At 56.7% G+C, this 18,530-nt stretch carries 17 protein-coding genes and 1 pseudogene; 7 read left to right on the plus strand and 11 right to left on the minus strand.

What is annotated here, in order from left to right; translation table 11 throughout:
• The first annotated feature begins 25 nt into the window (after positions 1-25).
• The 6 genes from HS103_04200 to HS103_04225 all read left to right on the plus strand — a co-directional run bounded on the left by HS103_04200 (position 26) and on the right by HS103_04225 (position 6,103).
• A complete protein-coding gene (locus HS103_04200; protein MBE7512001.1) occupies positions 26-1,249 on the plus strand; it encodes an acetyl-CoA C-acyltransferase in 1,224 nt (407 codons plus the stop codon).
• Positions 1,250-1,378: 129 nt separating this feature from the next.
• Complete coding sequence (locus tag HS103_04205; protein MBE7512002.1) at positions 1,379-2,371, plus strand: NTP transferase domain-containing protein; 993 nt, start codon at positions 1,379-1,381, stop codon at positions 2,369-2,371.
• A 34-nt stretch (positions 2,372-2,405) separates the two neighbouring features.
• Positions 2,406-3,569, plus strand: coding sequence for an aminotransferase class I/II-fold pyridoxal phosphate-dependent enzyme (locus HS103_04210; GenBank protein ID MBE7512003.1), 1,164 nt, complete (start codon positions 2,406-2,408; stop codon positions 3,567-3,569).
• Between the two features lie 342 nt (positions 3,570-3,911).
• On the plus strand, positions 3,912-4,568 hold the full coding sequence (locus tag HS103_04215; GenBank protein ID MBE7512004.1) for a hypothetical protein: 657 nt from the start codon (positions 3,912-3,914) through the stop codon (positions 4,566-4,568).
• A 9-nt stretch (positions 4,569-4,577) separates the two neighbouring features.
• Positions 4,578-4,901 (plus strand): antibiotic biosynthesis monooxygenase, encoded by a 324-nt coding sequence (locus HS103_04220; protein MBE7512005.1) that lies wholly within the window; start codon positions 4,578-4,580, stop codon positions 4,899-4,901.
• Positions 4,898-6,103 (plus strand): CinA family nicotinamide mononucleotide deamidase-related protein, encoded by a 1,206-nt coding sequence (locus tag HS103_04225; GenBank protein MBE7512006.1) that lies wholly within the window; start codon positions 4,898-4,900, stop codon positions 6,101-6,103. The genes HS103_04220 and HS103_04225 overlap by 4 nt, the downstream gene beginning before the upstream one ends.
• A 19-nt stretch (positions 6,104-6,122) precedes the next feature.
• Here HS103_04225 and HS103_04230 read toward each other — a convergent pair whose 3' ends face one another.
• The 6 genes from HS103_04230 to HS103_04255 form a co-directional block, all read right to left on the minus strand.
• Positions 6,123-6,911, minus strand: coding sequence for an amino acid ABC transporter substrate-binding protein (locus HS103_04230; GenBank protein MBE7512007.1), 789 nt, complete (start codon positions 6,909-6,911; stop codon positions 6,123-6,125).
• Positions 6,896-7,663, minus strand: a complete 768-nt coding sequence (locus tag HS103_04235; protein MBE7512008.1) for an SCO1664 family protein — start codon at positions 7,661-7,663, stop codon at positions 6,896-6,898. Before HS103_04235 ends, HS103_04230 begins: the two co-directional genes overlap by 16 nt.
• Before the next feature lie 11 nt (positions 7,664-7,674).
• Complete coding sequence (locus tag HS103_04240; GenBank protein ID MBE7512009.1) at positions 7,675-8,184, minus strand: DUF3090 family protein; 510 nt, start codon at positions 8,182-8,184, stop codon at positions 7,675-7,677.
• A 41-nt stretch (positions 8,185-8,225) separates the two neighbouring features.
• Positions 8,226-9,299 (minus strand): DUF3090 family protein, encoded by a 1,074-nt coding sequence (locus HS103_04245; GenBank protein MBE7512010.1) that lies wholly within the window; start codon positions 9,297-9,299, stop codon positions 8,226-8,228.
• 19 nt (positions 9,300-9,318) lie between these two features.
• Positions 9,319-9,972: a hypothetical protein gene (locus HS103_04250; GenBank protein ID MBE7512011.1), complete on the minus strand. Its 654-nt coding sequence runs from the start codon at positions 9,970-9,972 to the stop codon at positions 9,319-9,321.
• A gap of 63 nt (positions 9,973-10,035) precedes the next feature.
• A complete protein-coding gene (locus HS103_04255; protein MBE7512012.1) occupies positions 10,036-10,569 on the minus strand; it encodes a response regulator in 534 nt (177 codons plus the stop codon).
• A 109-nt stretch (positions 10,570-10,678) separates the two neighbouring features.
• Between HS103_04255 and HS103_04260 the strand changes: the two genes are divergently transcribed.
• Positions 10,679-12,673 (plus strand): PD40 domain-containing protein, encoded by a 1,995-nt coding sequence (locus tag HS103_04260; protein MBE7512013.1) that lies wholly within the window; start codon positions 10,679-10,681, stop codon positions 12,671-12,673.
• A gap of 540 nt (positions 12,674-13,213) precedes the next feature.
• On the opposite strand, the pseudogene HS103_04265 reads toward HS103_04260, so the two are convergent.
• The 5 genes and pseudogenes from HS103_04265 to HS103_04285 form a co-directional block, all read right to left on the minus strand.
• Positions 13,214-14,044, minus strand: a pseudogene (locus HS103_04265) (restriction endonuclease).
• Between the two features lie 55 nt (positions 14,045-14,099).
• A complete protein-coding gene (locus HS103_04270) occupies positions 14,100-15,176 on the minus strand; it encodes a DNA adenine methylase (GenBank protein MBE7512014.1) in 1,077 nt (358 codons plus the stop codon).
• A gap of 127 nt (positions 15,177-15,303) precedes the next feature.
• Positions 15,304-16,593 (minus strand): glutamate-1-semialdehyde 2,1-aminomutase, encoded by a 1,290-nt coding sequence (gene hemL / locus HS103_04275; protein MBE7512015.1) that lies wholly within the window; start codon positions 16,591-16,593, stop codon positions 15,304-15,306.
• A 124-nt stretch (positions 16,594-16,717) separates the two neighbouring features.
• Positions 16,718-17,698, minus strand: a complete 981-nt coding sequence (gene hemB / locus HS103_04280; protein ID MBE7512016.1) for a porphobilinogen synthase — start codon at positions 17,696-17,698, stop codon at positions 16,718-16,720.
• Complete coding sequence (locus HS103_04285; GenBank protein ID MBE7512017.1) at positions 17,698-18,513, minus strand: uroporphyrinogen-III synthase; 816 nt, start codon at positions 18,511-18,513, stop codon at positions 17,698-17,700. The genes hemB and HS103_04285 overlap by 1 nt, the downstream gene beginning before the upstream one ends.
• Between the last annotated feature and the right edge of the window lie 17 nt (positions 18,514-18,530).

Here is an 18,530-nt window from a genome sequence, read left to right on the forward strand (position 1 = left end):
TTTTCTAGAAACTTTGGGAGATAGAATGCCGACGAACGGACAGCACGAAAAACACGGAACAGATATTGTCATTCTCGGTGGGGCGCGAACCCCGCACGGAAAATTTTTAGGGGCGTTGAAACCCTACAAAGCGGTGGATTTGGGCAAAGCCGCTATTCAAGCCGCTGTCGAACGCAGCCACATTGACCCCGCCGAGGTGGACGAGGTGATCATGGGGCAGGTTGTCCCCGCCGGCGCGGGGCAGGCAGTTGCCCGCCAAATGTGGATCGGGGCGGGCTACCCAGATCGCGTTGGCGGCTTGGCAGTGAACAAAGCCTGTGGGAGCGGTCTGAAAGCGATTATGCTCGCCGCCAACGCCCTTAAAGCACAGGATGGCTCGCTTTATGTGGCAGGCGGCGCAGAGAGCATGAGCAACGCCCCTTACCTTGATTTCAGCACACGCACCGGCGCACGCTATGGGCATGTAGAACTGAAAGACAGCCTTCAACACGATGGGTTGTGGTGTTCGCTGCAAAACTGGCTGATGGGCAACGCGGCGGAATTCATTGCCAACCAATTGGAAGTGACTCGTGAGGAAATGGACGCCTTTGCCTATGAAAGCCATCAAAAGGCGGCACGCGCCAGCGAAGGCGGCGCATTTCAGGCGGAGATCACCCCCCTGGTAATGGCGGATAAAAAGGGCGAAACACGCATCACCAGCGACGAACCCATCCGGGGGGAGACGACGGTAGAGGCGTTGGGGAAATTGAAACCCGCCTTTGAAGCCAATGGGCGTGTCACGGCGGGCAATGCGCCGGGCTTGAACGATGGTGCATCAGCGGTGGTCGTCAGCACGCGGGCATATGCTGAGACAAAGGGTATTACCCCCCTTGCCCGCATTGTTGGCTATGGGCAGGCGGCGCTCGATCCGCAGTGGTTGTTCTATGCCCCCGTGAAAGCGATTCCGATTGCCCTCCAACGCGCCGGATGGACTATGGCGGAGGTCGATCTTTTTGAGATCAACGAGGCTTTCGCCGCCCAAGTCCTCGCTGATGTGCGCGGCTTGGAACGCGAAGGGTACACGCTCCCTATGGAAAAACTGAACGTGAACGGCGGCGCTATCGCTCTAGGGCATCCGGTGGGGGCGAGTGGGGCGCGTGTCCTGGTGACGCTCATCCATGCGCTGAAGGCGCGGGGCTTAAAACGGGGCATTGCCGCCCTTTGCCTCGGTGGGGCGGAAGCTGTCGCTATGGCGGTGGAGATCGACTAACTGCTCGGTTCGATTGCAACGCGAGCGGCGTGCTTGCCTGTTAGCCAGCCTCGGAAATAGATTTCTATCATCATGTGGGGCGCTGCGCCTATTCGCTCCGCCCCACAAACGATAAAATGGAGTTTTGCTATGAAAGTCATTATCCCCCTCGCCGGGTTTGGGACGCGCTTACGTCCGCACACCTTCACCAAACCCAAACCCTTGATCAACGTCGCGGGAAAGCCTGTCCTCGGTCACTTGCTTGATAAAATTGCCGGACTGCCCATTGATGAATACATTTTCATTGTTGGCTACCTCGGTGAACAGGTTGAAGAATACGTCACCACGAAATATAAAATTCCCGCCCGTTTCATCGAACAGCGCGAACTGCTTGGGCAGGCGCACGCCATATGGTTGGCGCGGGAGCATCTGAACAATGATTCCGTCTTCATCATTTTTGTCGATACCCTTTTTGAGACAAATCTCAGCGGGCTTTCCCAACCCGATGGCGACTCGCTGATCTTCGTCAAAGAGGTGGAAGACCCCCGTCCGTTCGGGGTGGTCACCCTGAACGATCAAGGCTACATCACCCAATTTGTCGAAAAGCCAGAGAGTGTCGAGAATAAACTTGTTGTGGTGGGGCTGTACTATTTTGAGCAAAGCAACCCCCTCATCAGCGCCATTGATGACCTCATGACGCAAAAAAAGATGACGAAGAACGAGTATTTCCTTGCTGATGCCATGCAGTTGATGATTGAGCGCGGGGTGCGCTTCAAAACCCGCCGTGTCAGCGAATGGCTGGACTGTGGGCGTCCTGATACCGTCCTCGCCACGAATCGTTACTTACTTAAACACGAGAACGACAACAGCGAGCAGATCATCGATAAAGAGGGGGTGATCATCATCCCGCCGGTGAACATCTCCCCAACGGCTAAGATCAAAAACTCGGTGATCGGACCCTATGTCACCATTGGCGCAAACTGCGTGATCGACTCCTGCATCCTGCGCGATACCATCATTGATGATGGCGCACGCTGCGAAAACTCCCTTCTGGAACAAAGCCTGATCGGGCGTAACGCCGTTGTCGAAGGGCGCTTCCGCACCTTGAACGTTGGGGATAGTTCGGCAGTGGGGTTCTCGTAGTGGCTGGCATAAGCTAAGAAGGAATTTTTTCGGCATGAGAAATTTTATTTCCAACCGTGTGGCGGGCGTCCCGCCATCAGGCATTCGGCGCTTTTTTGACATCGCCGCGACCATGGACGATGTGATCTCCCTCGGCATTGGCGAGCCAGATTTCGTCACGCCAACGGGCATTCTGAATGCCGGCATCGAATCGCTGCGGCGGGGCGATACCCACTACACCAGCAATTCGGGGACAATCGAACTGCGCAGGGGGCTTTCGGACTACATTGCCCGCCTTTACGGGATCGTCTATCACCCAGAGCAAGAAATCCTCATCACTGTCGGCGTTAGCGAGGCGCTCTACCTCGTTATGACGGCGATCCTTGACCCTGGGGATGAGGTGATCATCCCTGAACCGTGTTTCGTCGCCTATGCGCCGGAAGTGACCCTCGCTGGCGGCATGCCGATCACCGTCCCCACCTTTTTTGCCGATCAGTTTGAGGTAAGCGCCGCACAAATCGCGGCGGCAATCACCCCGCGCACAAAAGCGATTCTGATTGGCTACCCAAACAACCCCACCGGCGCAGTCATGCCCCGTGAAAAACTGGCGGCGATTGCCACCCTCGCTGAAAAACACGATCTATGTGTGATCTCCGATGAGATTTATGATCGGCTAATTTATAGTGGATTCCAGCATACACAGTTTGCCACCCTTCCCGGAATGCGCGAACGGACGGTAGTCCTCGGCGGATTTAGCAAAAGCCATGCCATGACAGGCTGGCGGATCGGCTTCGCCACTGGCAATAAGGATGTGATTGCCGCCATGCGCAAGGTACATCAATACACGATCATGTCTGCCCCAACAACGGCGCAAGTGGCAGCGTTGGAGGCGCTGGCACACGGCGAACCTGATGTGGCGGCGATGGTTGGCGAATATGACCGCCGTCGCCGGCTGATTGTCGGCGGCTTTAATGAGTTGGGGCTGACCTGTTTCGAGCCAAAGGGCGCATTTTATGCCTTCCCCAACATCACCGCGACGGGGATGGATGAAAATACCTTTGCCGAGACACTGCTTCAAGAGGAGCGTGTCGCCATGGTGCCGGGGAGCGCTTTTGGCGGCAGCGGCGTTGGCTATGCCCGTGCCAGCTATGCCACAGCCTATGAAAAGATCGAACAGGCGTTAGAGCGCCTTCACCGCTTTATGCAGCGTCACGGCTAGGTACGACCACAGATTTACGTAGGCTGTGTTGACGGTTTCCAAGCCCCGAAGGGGTGGCTGCTTTCAGCCCGCTGCTTTAGCGGCGGGCGCTCACGGGCGGCGATGGGCGCAATGCCTTGCGCCCCTACAGGAATTACAATGTCAACACACCCTAGTCGTCCACCACACAAATAAGGAGCGATAGACTGACCCAACAACCCCACCCCCTAACCCTTTCTCTGTGTACGGGGAAAGGCGACTGCTGCGCAGTAACCGGGGGGGATTGGGGTTCTTTAGAAACCTCTGTGGTAAGGCATTAGGGTGTAGAATACGGAACAACATTGAGGGAGGAGGACACCATCCATGACAAATCAAGCGCCCATTCGGAAATCGGAATTCGATGAAGATCACCCCATAAATGCCCTGCGCCGCATTTTGGTGACGCGCAAACAACAGTTGCAGAACATCGAACAACTCATGCAGGAATTCTGCAACCGCCTTTTTAGCGGCATGGAGACAGCCGTTCACGCCGCTACACAGGCGGGCATTCCCGCCCTCGGCACGCCGCGCCGTATCCAACATCCGGCGGGCGGTTGGCGGCAGGCGCTCCAAGTGATTATCGAGGATTGGAGCGTGATCATCGTTCCATTGGTCGGCGCGGCGTGGCCCAACCCCCGTGACGAGGCGCAAATCCCCGGCGCACGTTTCAAAGAGCCGTGCGGACGGATTGCCCTCTTTGTGGGCGAGGATCAGGCGGCGGAGTCCTTCTACGATTTCCTCATTTATTCCGATGGGTTCTGGTTTGCCTGGGGCTATGGTTGGCCCCGCGTTGCCGATAGCATTGAGCAGACTGATTTCGAGGTTGTCGCCTTCGAGATGCTGGCGAGCTTCGTGAAAGACATTCACACGACATGGCGTCCGCGTAAGATGGCGGCGGGGGCAAACTATGGGACGCTGCTCAGCCAGAGCTTGGATGCCAAAAAACGCGCTTATACCTATGGCTTGCCGGGAGAGGAGTAGCTTTTACCCATGTTCGTTGCCCTTATCCACATTCGTGTGAAACCGGAATTCGTTGACGCTTTCATCGCGGCGGCGCTCGATAACGTCAGGAACAGCGTCCAAGAAGCAGGCATTTTCCGTTTCGATTTCATCCAGCAAGAAGACGACCCCACCCGCTTTGTCCTCATCGAGGCGTACCGCGATCCCGCCGTCCAGCTTGCCCACCGCGAGACGGCACACTACCTTCGCTGGCGCGATGCCGTTGCCGACATGATGGCAGAGCCGCGCACGGGAATCAAATACACCCCCCTTTACCCAACAGACAGTCATGATTGGACGTATCCCACACGATGACCCCACTGACGATCACTGCCGAAATCATCTCCATTGGTGAGGAATTGCTTTCCGCCGATTCGGATACCCTAGATACGAATTCTGTCTTTATTACGAAGGCTTTAGGCAGAATCGGGATTCGGGTGACTTATAAAGTAACGGTGGGCGACGATGAAGGGCGCATCACCGCCGTGATCAATGCCGCCCTCGCCCGTGCCGATGTGATCATCACAACCGGCGGACTCGGACCCACCGTTGACGACATGACCCGCCAGGGTGTTGCCGCCGCTACCGGGCAGGCGCTCACCCTACGTTCCGAACTGCTTGAGGATATTGCCGCCAAGTTTGCCCGTTTTGGGGCGCGGATGAGCGATAACAACCGGATTCAGGCGATGCTCCCCGAACGCGCCGAGATCATCCCCAACCCAACCGGCACAGCCGCAGGGTTTATCGTTGCCTATAAGGGGCGTCTGATCCTCTCCCTCCCGGGCGTCCCCCGCGAGATGAAGGCGATGGTCGATCAATGGGTGATTCCCTACCTACGCGAAAAAGTTGGGGCGGGCGGGGTTATTCGCACCCGCGTCCTCCGCACGGCGGGGATCGGGGAAAGCCACATTGATGAGCAGATTGGGCATTTGGAGAAATTGGCGAATCCTACCGTCGGCTTGAACGCACACGGCGGCTGGACAGATGTCCGCATCACGGCGCGGGCGGAGACGGACGAGACGGCGGCGGCGCTCATTGCCCCCGTTGAAGCAGAAGTGCGCGAAAAACTGGGGGCGTACATCTTCGGCGTTGACCGCGACCCATTGGAGGCGGCGCTTGCCCGCGCCCTGAGCGCGGCGAACACCCATCTCAGCATCCTTGAGATCGGCACGAGTGGCGGCTTGGCGGCGCGGTTGGCAAGCCAACCCGAAGCATCTGCTCAGATCACGCCTGTCAGCGAGGCGCTTGCTTCAGAATGGCGAGCGGCGGCGGCTGATGTCCCCGACCCCCGCACGATGGCAGAGCGCTTGGCAGAACGCGCCATGACTCAAACAGGGCATGGTGGCGCGGTGGTCTTGCTTGCCACCCCCGATTCAATGGCAGTCTGTGTCCGCGTGGCGGGGCGCATCCGCAGTCGGAGTTACGGCTATGGGACGGTCATTGCCCCCCCCGATATTCTCGCCGGATGGGGCATGGCAATGCTCTGGTGGCTGCTGCGCGGCTTGCCCTCTGAGTAATGCCTTGTTCGTGAGCCACTCACAACCACCGCTGAAGGAGTTTCTCTAGCGTCCCATCGTCCGCCATTGCCTCTAGCGCTGCGTTGACCGCCATTGCCAGTTTCAGCGCCCGCAGGCGCGTCACTGGGCAGTAGGGGTCGCTTTGGACGCTCTGCGGGGCAATGAACAACCCCGCGTCGGGGTGCGTCCGTAGGTAGAGCCGTGCCGAGGTGTGATCGACAAGGGCGGCTGCCGCCTCCCCCCTACGAAGCGCATCAAGGGCGGCATCCGTCGTCAGATGGTGGGTCAGGTTCAGCACCCGCAGCCGTCTGACCCACCGCCGCGCCAATTCATCGCCCAAACTCCCATACTCCACCGCCAGCGTTCGCCCCTCCATTGCCCCCATCGTTGTGATCGTCGCGTTGGCGCTCACCAACACCTGCCCGGCATCCATATAGGAGCGGAGGTAAAGGAATTCGTTTAGGCGGTAGGGATCAAAGGCAACAGCGGAGAGCAAAAGATCGATCTGATCAGCGGCGAGCGCGTCGTAGAGACCATCAATCCCAAGCGGGACGAACTGCACCCGCACACCAAGCCGTGCGGCAATTTCCTCGGCAAGGTCAGCGTCCAAACCGCTGATCGTCTCGCCCGCAAAAACGCCATAGGGAGGGTAGGTGGGGTCGATCCCGACGCGCAAAACGCCCGCCGCAAGGACGCGCTCTAGGGAGGCATCGTAGGGATTCAACGCCTTCCACGTCAGCAGCAGATCGGCAAACAGCAGCCCCGCACAAAGGGAAAGAATCAGGCGGCGGCTCAGACGGGCGGCCATGGGTAATTCGGACCCGGACCCGGACGGGGGAACTCCCGCCGCTGGAGGAGCTTTCGCGTTCGGGCAAGAAATGCCCCCACTTCCGTCCGATCAAGGAGCTTTTCCAAGCTGCTGCGGAGCGGTTGCGAGGGGTCCTCCACAAGGCAGTAAACACGCTCCATGTCCTTCAGGAGAGTGTCCGGAATTGGCTGTCCGGCGAAGTCCCAAATCACCGTTCGCAGTTTCGGCGCGGTGTGGAAGGCAATACCGTGATCGATTCCCCACATTTTGCCGCGTTCATCAACCAAACAATGCCCCCCCTTTCGATCTGCGTTATTGATCATCAGATCAAGGGCGACCATCTGTTGAAGTTGACCGGCAAAGGATTCCTCAAGGGTGAAATAATTCACCTCTGGATCGTGCGGGATGTAGTACTGCACCGAGCCGATCCCCCCCGTTCCGCCGCGAAGCACCGTCGGGGGGACAACGTGCCACCCCAACGCCGCCGAGATGGTATATGCTGCCGTCTCTCGCAGGCAAAGCGTCCCATCAGGAAAGTCCCAGAGGGGGCGTTCCCCCCGCTGCGGCTTATAGACCGCCAAAAGGCGGACAGCCTCATACTCTAGACAGACCAAAAAGGTGCGGTTGGAACTCCACTTCAGCAACCCGCCGTGTGCCTCGGTCATGACGCCATGCGTCAGCACATGGAGAATTTGAGCATTGTCCGCCGGGGGAGAGAGTGTGGGGTTTTGCTTATCGCTGCTGGCGGACATTGACCATTACCTCATGTCCAGTAGTAAATGACCCGTCCGTTATGGGCAGGATCGGGGCGCCCTTGTTTAACGACATCACCCGTATAAAGCGCCAAAGCACGAAACTGCTGCCGTGTCCCCCACAGCCGCACGGTGCTTGGCTGCGCCAACGTCGGATCGGCGGGGTCTTCGCTTAAGACGAACTCTTGGGCAACCAGAACGATCAAGTCATTTTCTTCGTCGTAGCCCAAGCCCATAGAGGCAACCCGAAATTTCCCTTCAATCGGGTCGCGCAGTTCCATATTCAGGCGGCTCATGTCGGGCATATCGTTGGAGAGCGGCGTTTCTTCCCGTTTGAGAAGCTCATTCAACATCTCGGTGAGCGCCTCACCAAGCCGCCGCACCTGTTCTTTTTCCACAATCAGCGAGACAATTTGCCGCGTATCCCCCGCCTGAAGGTAAAACTGACGTTTCCCCTTCGGTCCCACCGTTCCCACCGTGATATACGATACCGGATTGATTTCAAGTTCAATGCCGGGCATAATGCTTTTACCCTACCTTGTTTGTATGATTCGACAATGAATCAGGCGCGTCCGCGTTGGACAACCGCCCGTGCTTGTGTCGCTAAGGCGAACAGCGTCTCCGCTGTTGTCCAGAGTGCAACCTGCCGAGGGACACCTCCCCCTTCACCGAGCATCTCCTCCACTCTCAAGATGATCAGCGCAGATTCAGAATCATAGTCTAGCATAAACCGTCCGATACGAAACATGATTTTTTCGATTGGGGCAAGGGGCGAAAAAACCCACTCTCCCGCAACACCCCCCACAAAGCCATCGATCTGATCGGCAAGCTGCGCGGCTTGTGTTTTTTCTAACAGGAAGGTCAGCGGCGTTTTTGTTTCTTCGGTCTCGCCTGCTGCTTGAAGGTAAAACACACGATTCCCCGGCTTCCCAACTGCCTCCAATGCCAAGTGAACAACGGGGCGCACCACGCTGATCTGCCGTTCGTCGTTGGCGTCGGGGCGTGGTTCGGGGAGGTATGCCGTCTCGTTCATTTGGAGGATCATCGGGCGTCCGTTCGGCGTCAGGCGGATCACCGACAGCGAGGCGGGCGAGATGTCAATCCGTTGAAACAAATCGAGATGCATTCCTAAATAGTGGGCGAGGATCAGCTTGATCAAGTCACTGTGAGAGACAACGGCAACCCGTTGGCGGGGGTGGCGTGCCATGATCCCTTCCAACGCATCCACCGCCCGTAACTGCGCCCAACGGATCGTCTCGCCTTTTGTCTCGTCTGTCTCCCCATCGGGAAAGCGCACCCGCGATGGGTACACTTGTACCGCCCGCCAGAGCTTACGCCCGGCAAGTTTGCGCAGTTCGCCGCCCTGCCACGCGCCAAAACGCACCTCCCCAACATCCGCCAAAAGCGTCAGCGCCACATGCGGATGATGATCCAAAACCGCCTGCGCCGTTTCTTGGCAGCGTTCCAATGGGCTGCTGTAAAGGGCGTCAAGGGCGGTATCTTTCAGCCGTTCACCGAGGGCAATCGCCTGCGCCTTGCCATGCTCATTCAAATGGACATCTGGCGTCCAACCGGCAAGTTTGCCCGTTTTGACATAATCATTCACGGCGTGGCGGATCAAGAGCAGTTCGGTCATCGGTGGTTTGGCTTTCCAATCACTCAGGGAACAACACAAAGGTGGGCAAATCACGGTAGCGCAGCACGCGGCTGAAGCCTTGCCAACGTTTGATCAGCCCGGGCATCGTAGGGACGTTAATCGCATCGGTGAAAAAATCGTCTGTATAGAGTTGCAGCGAGCCGATCCCATCAAACATCGTCAGGCGGGCGTTTGGCTCCGCATTATAGATGGTGGCGACGATTAGGTGTGACCTGGGGTACATCCACTCCACCCCCCCAATGTCTAACAAAACCCGCACATAGGCGGGCGTTCCCAACCAGCGCATCGTATCGCCAAGCGTTAGCCTCGTTAGAATCCCACTGCTGCTTTGCTGCCCATAGATGGGCATAGCTACAATGCCGCGCACCACATCCCCTTTGGGATCGCGCAGGATGAACACTTGAAGGGTTGCCCCTGTATAGATGCTGGTTGTCTCGTTTCCCTCCTCGCCACGTTGGAGGTCAGCCGTCAGTGGGTGAGCGGCAAGGGCTTCCTCCACCGCCTCAAATGGTGTTGCGCCGGGGAAAATCCCAAACAAACACAAGCGTGGGCAGGGCATTCCGTTCGCAAAGGTGGCAATCTGCGCGTAGGGGCTTGCTTCGCTGTAGCGCCTCCCCCGTGCAGCAGCAATTAAAATAGCGATGATCACCATACTGAGTGATACACGAGAGAGTAAGTGCCACATGAAACGTGGAAGTAAAGCGTGTGTGTGGGCTTAATTGAGCGGCGCAGCCGAATAGTCCCCAGTTGGGGGGATCGGTGGGATCGGTGCCGTGGGCGCTGCTGGGGCTGGCGGTGTTGAAGGAAGCGTTCCGCCGTCGCCATCGGGGGGCGTGCGGGGCTTGTTCAAAAGGCGGCTCAACTCGTTGGAAAGATCTTGCAAGCGAACGGGTTTTGTCAGATAGCCATCCGCGCCGGCGTCACGCGCCCGCTGCTTAGAGACAGAATCGACACGGGCAGAGATAATCAGGACGGGCAAATTAGCCAGAGCGGCATATTCTGGGAGCGTGCGGATACGGCGACAAATTTCAAAGCCCTCAATATCAGGCAGCATCAAATCCAAGATCAGAAGTTCTGGCTGCTCTGCTTGCAGGAGGGTAAGCCCATCCTCCCCGCTGAGCGCCCCAACGGTCTGAAAGCCGCTGATCTGGAGGAATGTTTCAAGCATTTCCACCGTCATCGGCTCATCATCGACGATCAAGAGTTTCGGCATCGCCGCGCCTTTCCGAAAATCCGCCAAAACAACCATAGAGAAATCCCTTTACCAAATTCAATTATAGCCACAAGACCTGCGAAACGAAATGCAGCGTGCGCCGTGAGTCGTTGAGTCCCCTGCCACCCCGATGTACAATCCCCCCATGAAGACTCAACTCATTCGCCTGCCGCGCCTAATGCTGATTAGTTTTGGTGTGTTTCTCATCCTCAGTGGGCTGCTCTACTATGGCATCTACAACAGACGCCGCCAGCCCGCCGGATATACCTGTTTTTTCTTTGACGAGGCACAAGGGCGCTTTTTAGTTGATGTTGAAAGCGGTGTTTTTGTCCGTGACCGCCGCGAACAGACTATCCAGCCCTCACTCTACCGCGAGTATGTTGGCGGGCGCTATGCCATCGCTGTACAGGAATATACCCCTAACGATTATACCCGCTGGCAGTTGATCCTTGAGCCAACGGCGGGCGGGCGCCCGATCCCAATCACGGATCGCCTTCTCTTTGCCTACACCTATGCCGTTGCGCCGGGGGCAACACCACGCCTCTATTTCCAAACCCGAGAGGCGGATTCTTCCGTTTGGGGGCATGTTGTCGATGTTGCCGAGGATGGCAGCCTGATCGAAAGCCGTTTTTCACTCCCCAATCAGGCGGGCTATTGGCGCTGGTCAGACGATGGGACGATATTGGTGAACACCGTCAACATCGATGAGGGCAATTTCGCCTATGTCTGGCGGGCGTCGGATCGACAGAGTTTCGCCTACACAAACCCGCAGCCCTGGAGCGCCCCCTACATCTTCTTTCAACCCGATGAGGATGTCATGATCATCCAGAACACGGATCAACCCCCCCGTGCCTGGGTCTCTATTTTAAAACCGGATGGGCGCAAGGAAGGTCATTTGCTGCTTGATTCGCCCATTTTGCTCCAGACAGCTATCGAATCGCCAGACGAGCAATGGTTGGCGTTGGATTACTCCGTGAATTACCCCCACCGCTACCTTGATCTGCTCAGTGCCGATGGACGCCAACGCCAACGGATTGCTGAGTTTAACGAGGCAGAGGTTGCCCGCGAGTGGTTTGTGTGGGTGGGCGAAAGCCGCTTCTATTACACAGTGGTGAGGGGGCGTTTAGGCTTACCCCCCTCCCCAACGTGGGACATCCTTGGCTATGACATGGCAGCGCACCAACCCCTTGAGGTGGCGCGTGGGCTGCGTGACGCCCCTAGCCCTGAGCCAACCGCTAGTCAACCACAGCGGTGGGCGGTTACATTCCACGATCCCGATGAGACACAGCGCGTCGTCCTGATGAACATTGATGGAGCAGCGCAAACCACCCTTGTGAAGGGGGCAGATGATGCGGGCGCTCCCTATTGGTCGGGAGACGGCTCGCGGGTGGCTGTCGTTTGGGCAAAAGGAAAGGGTGCTGAGCGCTTAGTTTACCTGACCACCGCCCGCCGCGATGGATCGGAACAAACCACCTACCATCATGGGTTCTGGGATTACCGCGAACTGCGTTGGCTGGATAGCACAACCCTTGCCTTCATCAGTTGGGGTGGGGAAGGGCAGCCAACGCCGTTATGGGAGGCGCACCGTCTTGATGTTATCTCCCACGAACAGCGCGCCCTCACGCAAGAGATGCGTGAGATCACCCTCTTTCTGAATACCTCACCCAAAAGCCGTCTTAGCTTCTGGTGGCGAGATGGAGAAGGAAATATGGGCATGGATGCTTATACCTATGAGGGAACACGCCTTTGGCGTTATGTGGTTTCCGGGGAGGGCTGGCGTCCCATTGATGGCGTGCTTGATCGGTCTGGAATGTTCATGAGCAGCATTGCTGGCGATCCCAAGGCATTCCCCCTTGCCGATTTCAGCCTTGCCACGCTGAAACTTGGTCCATATCGCAATGAAGGCTTGTATCTCGCCCATAACGACGGATCGCCCGCCCTTCCTGTGGCAGGGGGGTTGTATGGCTTGGGCGATCCGCTGTGGTCGCCGGATGGAAAATTGTTTGCCTACACCTATAGCAAAAAGGCAGCCGATCCCATCGGCTTGCGCATCCTCACCGCCGAAGGCAACCAGCTATGGGATATTGACGTGGCGCGAAGCTACGCCAATTTGACCTGGACACCCTGCCAGAATCATTAGGCTCTGTTGATATTTTGGGTTCAGAACCCCTCTCCCCTTTCCCCGTAAACGGGGAAAGAGGGGCAAAACAGGTACGGGGCGGTTGGTTTTCAAGCCCCCAACGGGTGGCTGCTCATAGCCCGCTGCTTTAGCGGCGGGCGCAACCCTGCGTGCGCTCCGGCGGGGGCGCGGGTAAAGCCCACGCGCTAAGGATGATCACCCCGTTGGGGCTTAAAACAGCATAGACAATGCGGGGTTGTCTTTCAGCCCCGAAGGGGTGGTTACTTTCAGCCCGCTGCTTCAGCGGCGGGCGCTCACACATGGCGATGGGCGCAATGCCTTGCGCCCCTACGAGAAATAGACTGTGAACAGAACCTAAGTATCCATTCGTAAATTAAACAGTGAACCGTAGGGGGAGTGAAGGAATTTTTGAAATAGATTCTAACCTGTTGGGATTACGTAGGCGACCACACAGATCTGTCGCTACCACGTATTGGCGTGCAAGTACCCTTTCTTTGTCTGAAGAAGGAGTGAATTAGTATCTTCCTGATGTAGGACCAACTAATCGTTTTTACTGCCTCCATCATCCTCCATATCGCTTTCAAGGGCATCTTCTGGAATGCCTAAAATTGCCGCTCCCCGTTTTTTGTACGCCTGATAGCTCTTGAGATTGGTATAAGGTGATCCCTCAAAGCCATCTTCTCGTGCCATCGCACGGGTGCGATAATTCATCTAATAATCATCAAAGACTTCAATCCCTAGGTTGGCAAAGACCCCAGTTCCATTCATTAAACGATCCAGATGCGTTGTTGAGCCAATATTTTTGGTATTTCCGCTGCCGGGCATGTCCGAGGAGATGCGATATTTCTCGTGAAGAAAGAGTTGAAAGTCACTCGCCACAGAAGGAATCCTATCGAGATCGGCAAGCGTATAGACAGTTCGTTCGTCAATGTTTTCTACGCGATTGTAGATCACACCAAGGACATAATGCTTCGCATAGCGATTATAGGCAAATGTGCTGCTCACTGGACGATCACGAGTGCGGAAATACCCCCCAAACGTTCCTAACGTCATCCCGCTGACGCGCATGTTCCCGTTTTTATTGGGCTGTGTGCGATAGGTTGTCTTGATATCCACCGCAATGCAAACGCTTTCATCAGATTTCGAGATGAGACTAATATCTGGATACTGGTTTTGTGTCTGAGCAAGCACAATATGATAGCCTTGGTCTTCTCCAAAACGTAGGATCACCGGACATAGAAGCAGTTCAAGGACTTTCGATAAGACTTTTGTGTCTATTGAAATGGTATAGATGCGCTTGTAGATATCAATAAACCCTTTGACCGTCCAATCACCGTTGGGGGTTACAAGGCGTTCCTGAAAGGCATCCATATAGTGAAGTAAGCGTTCCCCAAAGGAATCATGTGGCAAGCTCATGGGCGTTTATCTAAAGCCCAATCAGCACTAATTCATGGGCTTTTGCGTGAGCCAAAGCGTATTGTTTAGGTTGGGATGATGCGGTTACCTGTTTTTTGTAGCGGCTCAACAAGCGTATCAAGTCATCCTTCGAGGGGATACCATCGTCCCGATAGGAAATCACCAAAATACTCTTACGGTGTCGTTCAATCAGTTGCTCAAAAGCCTTTATAATCTCGCCCGCCTGATTCCAAGGCGATTCTTGTGGTTGCAGACGGCGATGTTTGCTTCGATAGTCTATGTGGGTGCGCCAGGAATCGTAATGGACAAGCCCTTCAAGAAAATGATAAAAATCGCGGTAATCAACACCGATTCCTTTTCGGTTAAGGTAAGGAGGATCGATATAGACCAGATCAGCGCCTGTCGGGGTTTCCGCTGCATCAACGTGGAGCGCATGATTTGTCTGACCATTGTCAAAGATTGCGCGGTTTGCCTCAGCGGCAAAGTTCCGAAAGTGCCTTTCAAAAGGCGTGTTCCAAGTCGTTTCATTGCCAAAACTGCGTTCCACATGGGCAGTTCGCATGTAAAGATTGGCACGATGAAAGAGATTGTACGGGCGCTTGATAAGACAGGCTTGGAACAGAGCAAAAAGCGCTAGTGCTTGTTTGTATTGGTCAGAGAACAACGCCTGAATATTGTGGACGACCCGATCTAGCCCAGCATTTTCTTCAGAGGTGAAATATATCCCCTCAAAAGTCTTTTGAATGAAGGTTGGATAGTCCACCCCTTCCTGAGCAGTCAAGACCCGATCAATATCCCCCGGCGAGAGCGTTACCTGCCGATTCTCAATGAGCGCTTGCCCAATATGCCAATTGAAGGTCAACAGATCGTTATATATTACCTGTTTACCCGCATTCTTGAACATATGACTCACAGCCCCCGTCCCGCCGAAAACATCCAGCACAGTGTCAAATGACAAATGCCAGACGTTTTCCCAAATCCAATCAACCAACGTTCGTTTGCTCCCCTGATACCGCGTTGAGGGAAAAGGGTAGTTAAAGGGGCGAACAGATCCCGGCGAAAACAAGGACAGTTGTTGAGAGGGCATGATCCCATCTTCTTCATCCGGCATACTTACAAGGATAGACAGATTGCCGTAGATTGTCTAATCCCGCCAGAGTATGATGATATTATATGACTGATATGCCGATGATGCGCCCCTCCCATCTCTCCCCTCACCCCGCCGCCGCCAGCGCCTCTCGGAATGCCATCAAGGTTGCCGTGATGACTTCCTCCCCATGCGCGGCGGAGAGAAACCCCGCTTCAAAGGCGGAAGGCGCAAGGTACACCCCCCGTTCCAACAAGGCGTGGAACACACGCCCATACCGTCCAGCATCGCAGCGCTTTGCCGACTCATAATCCGTGATGGGCTGTTCGGCAAAGAAGAAGCCAAACATCGTGCCAGCGCTCCCCGCCTGAAAGGGAATCCCCTTTTCCGCCGCAGTCTCTCGTAAGCCGTTCACCAAGCGCGTCGTCGCCGCCTCTGTCTGGGCAAAGACCTCCGGCGTCCAGCCCTCCAACGTTGCCAGCCCCGCCGCCATTGCCAACGGGTTGCCAGAGAGCGTCCCCGCTTGGTACATCTTCCCCGCCGGCGCAACCATCGCCATAATGTCCGCCCGTCCGCCATAGGCACCGACGGGCAAGCCACCCCCAATGACTTTTCCGAGAGTCGTCAGGTCGGGGGAAACTCTGTATCGCGCCTGTGCGCCGCCAAGCGCCACGCGAAAGCCAGTCATGACCTCATCGAAAATCAAAAGTGTGCCATGTCGTGCCGTCAGATCGCGCAGCGCGGACAAGTACCCCTCAGCCGGAAGGACAAACCCCATATTGCCAACCACCGGTTCAAGGATCACGGCGGCAATCTCCTTTGGATGATCGGCAAAAACACTTTCTAGCGCGGGAAGATCGTTGAAAGGAAGGCTGATTGTATCTGCCGTGACACCCGCCGGAACGCCCGGACTATCGGGCAAGCCAAGCGTTGCCACGCCCGATCCCGCCTGCACAAGCAGCATGTCGCCATGTCCGTGATAATGTCCGGCAAATTTGACGATTTTCGCCCGCCCGGTGTAGGCGCGGGCAAGGCGGAGGGCGCTCATCGTCGCCTCTGTGCCGCTGTTCACAAAGCGGAGGCGCTCCATCGAGGGGACGCGGGCAATAACCTGTTCGGCAAGGGCGGTTTCAAGGGCAGTCGGTGCGCCATAGCTTGTCCCCCGCCCCGCTTGGCTGCGGATTGCCTCAACCACAGCGGGGGCAGCATGACCCAAGACCAGCGGACCCCAACTCAACACGTAATCAATGTAACGGTTGCCATCGGCATCCCACAGGTACGCGCCCTCGGCGTGATTGATGAACAGCGGCGTCCCCCCAACGCCCCGAAAGGCACGCACAGGCGAATTTACCCCGCCGGGAATCACCGCTTGGGCGGCAGTATAGAGACGGTTTGATGCGGTGGTTTGGTAAGGCATGGCATCCCTTTGTTGGTGCTGTTACTGGATACGCTTAACGGTGTTCATTTTACGCCGTTAACTTTTAAATAACTTTACAGCGTTAACATTACAGCGTAAAGTTAACGTAACGCCGTGATCTGATCTAGTCCCCTGCCATGATCCATTGGGCGGCGTCTTTGGCGTGGTAGGTGAGGATCATATCTGCGCCCGCCCGTTTAATCCCCGTCAGCGCCTCTAAGACGACGCGCTGTTCATCAATCCAGCCGTTCCGCGCCGCCGCCTTAACCATGCTGTACTCGCCGCTCACATTATAGGCGGCAAGGGGGTGATCAAACGCCTGACGCACGCGCCAGACGAGATCGAGGTATGCCAGCGCGGGCTTCACCATGAGCATATCTGCCCCTTCGTCAACGTCCAGCCGCGCCTCGCGGAGCGCCTCACGCGCATTTCCTGAGTCCATCTGATAGGCGCGGCGATCCCCGAACTGCGGGGCGCTCTGTGCCGCCTCCCGAAACGGACCATAGAACCCACTGGCAAATTTGACCGCGTAGGAGAGGATGCTCACCCCGCTGTGGCTGCTGCCATCCAATGCAGCGCGGATCGCTGCGACCATCCCATCCGCCATAGCGCTAGGGGCGACGACATCGGCGCCCGCATCGGCGTGGGAGAGCGCCACCCGTGCCAAAACATCCAGCGTTTGGTCATTCGCCACCTGCCCATCGTGGAGGATTCCGCAATGCCCGTGATCGGTGTATTCGCACATACAAACGTCGGTCATGACGACGATCTCTGGGGCGGCGTCTTTTGCGGCGCGAACTGCCTGTTGGACAATGCCATCGGGGGCGAAATTTTCGACACCGATGGGGTCTTTGCTGGCGGGCAAGCCGAACAGAATCACGGCGGGAATTCCCAAACGGGCAACCTCGCGTGCCTCCGCCGCAATCTGATCAACAGAGAGGTGAAAGACGCCGGGCATGGCGCTGATCTCCTCCCGAACATCGCGCCCATGAACGGCAAAAAGGGGGTAGACGAAATCGACGGGGGCAAGCCGCGTCTCACGGACAAGACGGCGCATGGCGGGGGTCGTCCGCAGGCGGCGTAAGCGGGTGCGTGGAAAGCTCATCATTGGAAATGCTCCTTAAGGACACGCAGCGCGTCCTGAATGGTTGCTGTTTCGGCGGTTAGTACCCTCTTGAATCCCCGTGTATGAGCGGCATCGGCTGTTGTCTTGCCCAAACAAACACAGACCGTATCGGTAGGGATTGGCTGCCCATCGTCATTGAGCAACCTCACAAACTGGGTAACGGCGGACGGGCTGAAAAATGTGACTGCCTCTACACCGGCATGGAGCGCGGCAAAGGCGGCGCGGTTGGGCGTCCCCCCTTCGGTGCGATAGACGGGAATTGCATCAACGACTGCGCCCCACTCCCTGAGTGCATCAGGGAGTTCGCGACGGGCGATCTCTGAACAGGGGAATAACACGCGCACTCCTCGCCAATCATAGCCATTTTGGAGGGCGGCGATCAAGCCCTTTGCACTCGATGATTCAGCCTGCACAGTGGGGGTGATCCCGTGTTTATGGAGCGCCCGCGCCGCTGCCGCGCCGATCACAGCGATCTGCCGGACGGTAAAGGCAGATGCCGAAATGCGCTGCAAAAGGGGAGGGATAGCGTTGACGCTGGTGAAGATGACCCACTCGTAACGGGTGAGGTCATGAAGCGCCTGATCCAACATTGGATTATTAGGAATAGGGGCAATGTGTATGGTGGAAAAATGAATGGGAACAGCCCCCTCATGGCGGAGCGCCTGAGCGAGTTCCTCCGCGTGTTCGGGCGGGCGGGTGATCAGGATTCGTTTGCCGTGCAGTACCCTTACTGGCTGGACTGCAACCAGCCTTCTTACAAGAAGGACGGACGTCGTTCGTTTGCCCTTGATCACCACCGCCGCTCCCCGGC

This window comes from Anaerolineales bacterium, from assembly GCA_015075625.1.
Classification (GTDB): domain Bacteria; phylum Chloroflexota; class Anaerolineae; order Aggregatilineales; family UBA2796; genus UBA2796.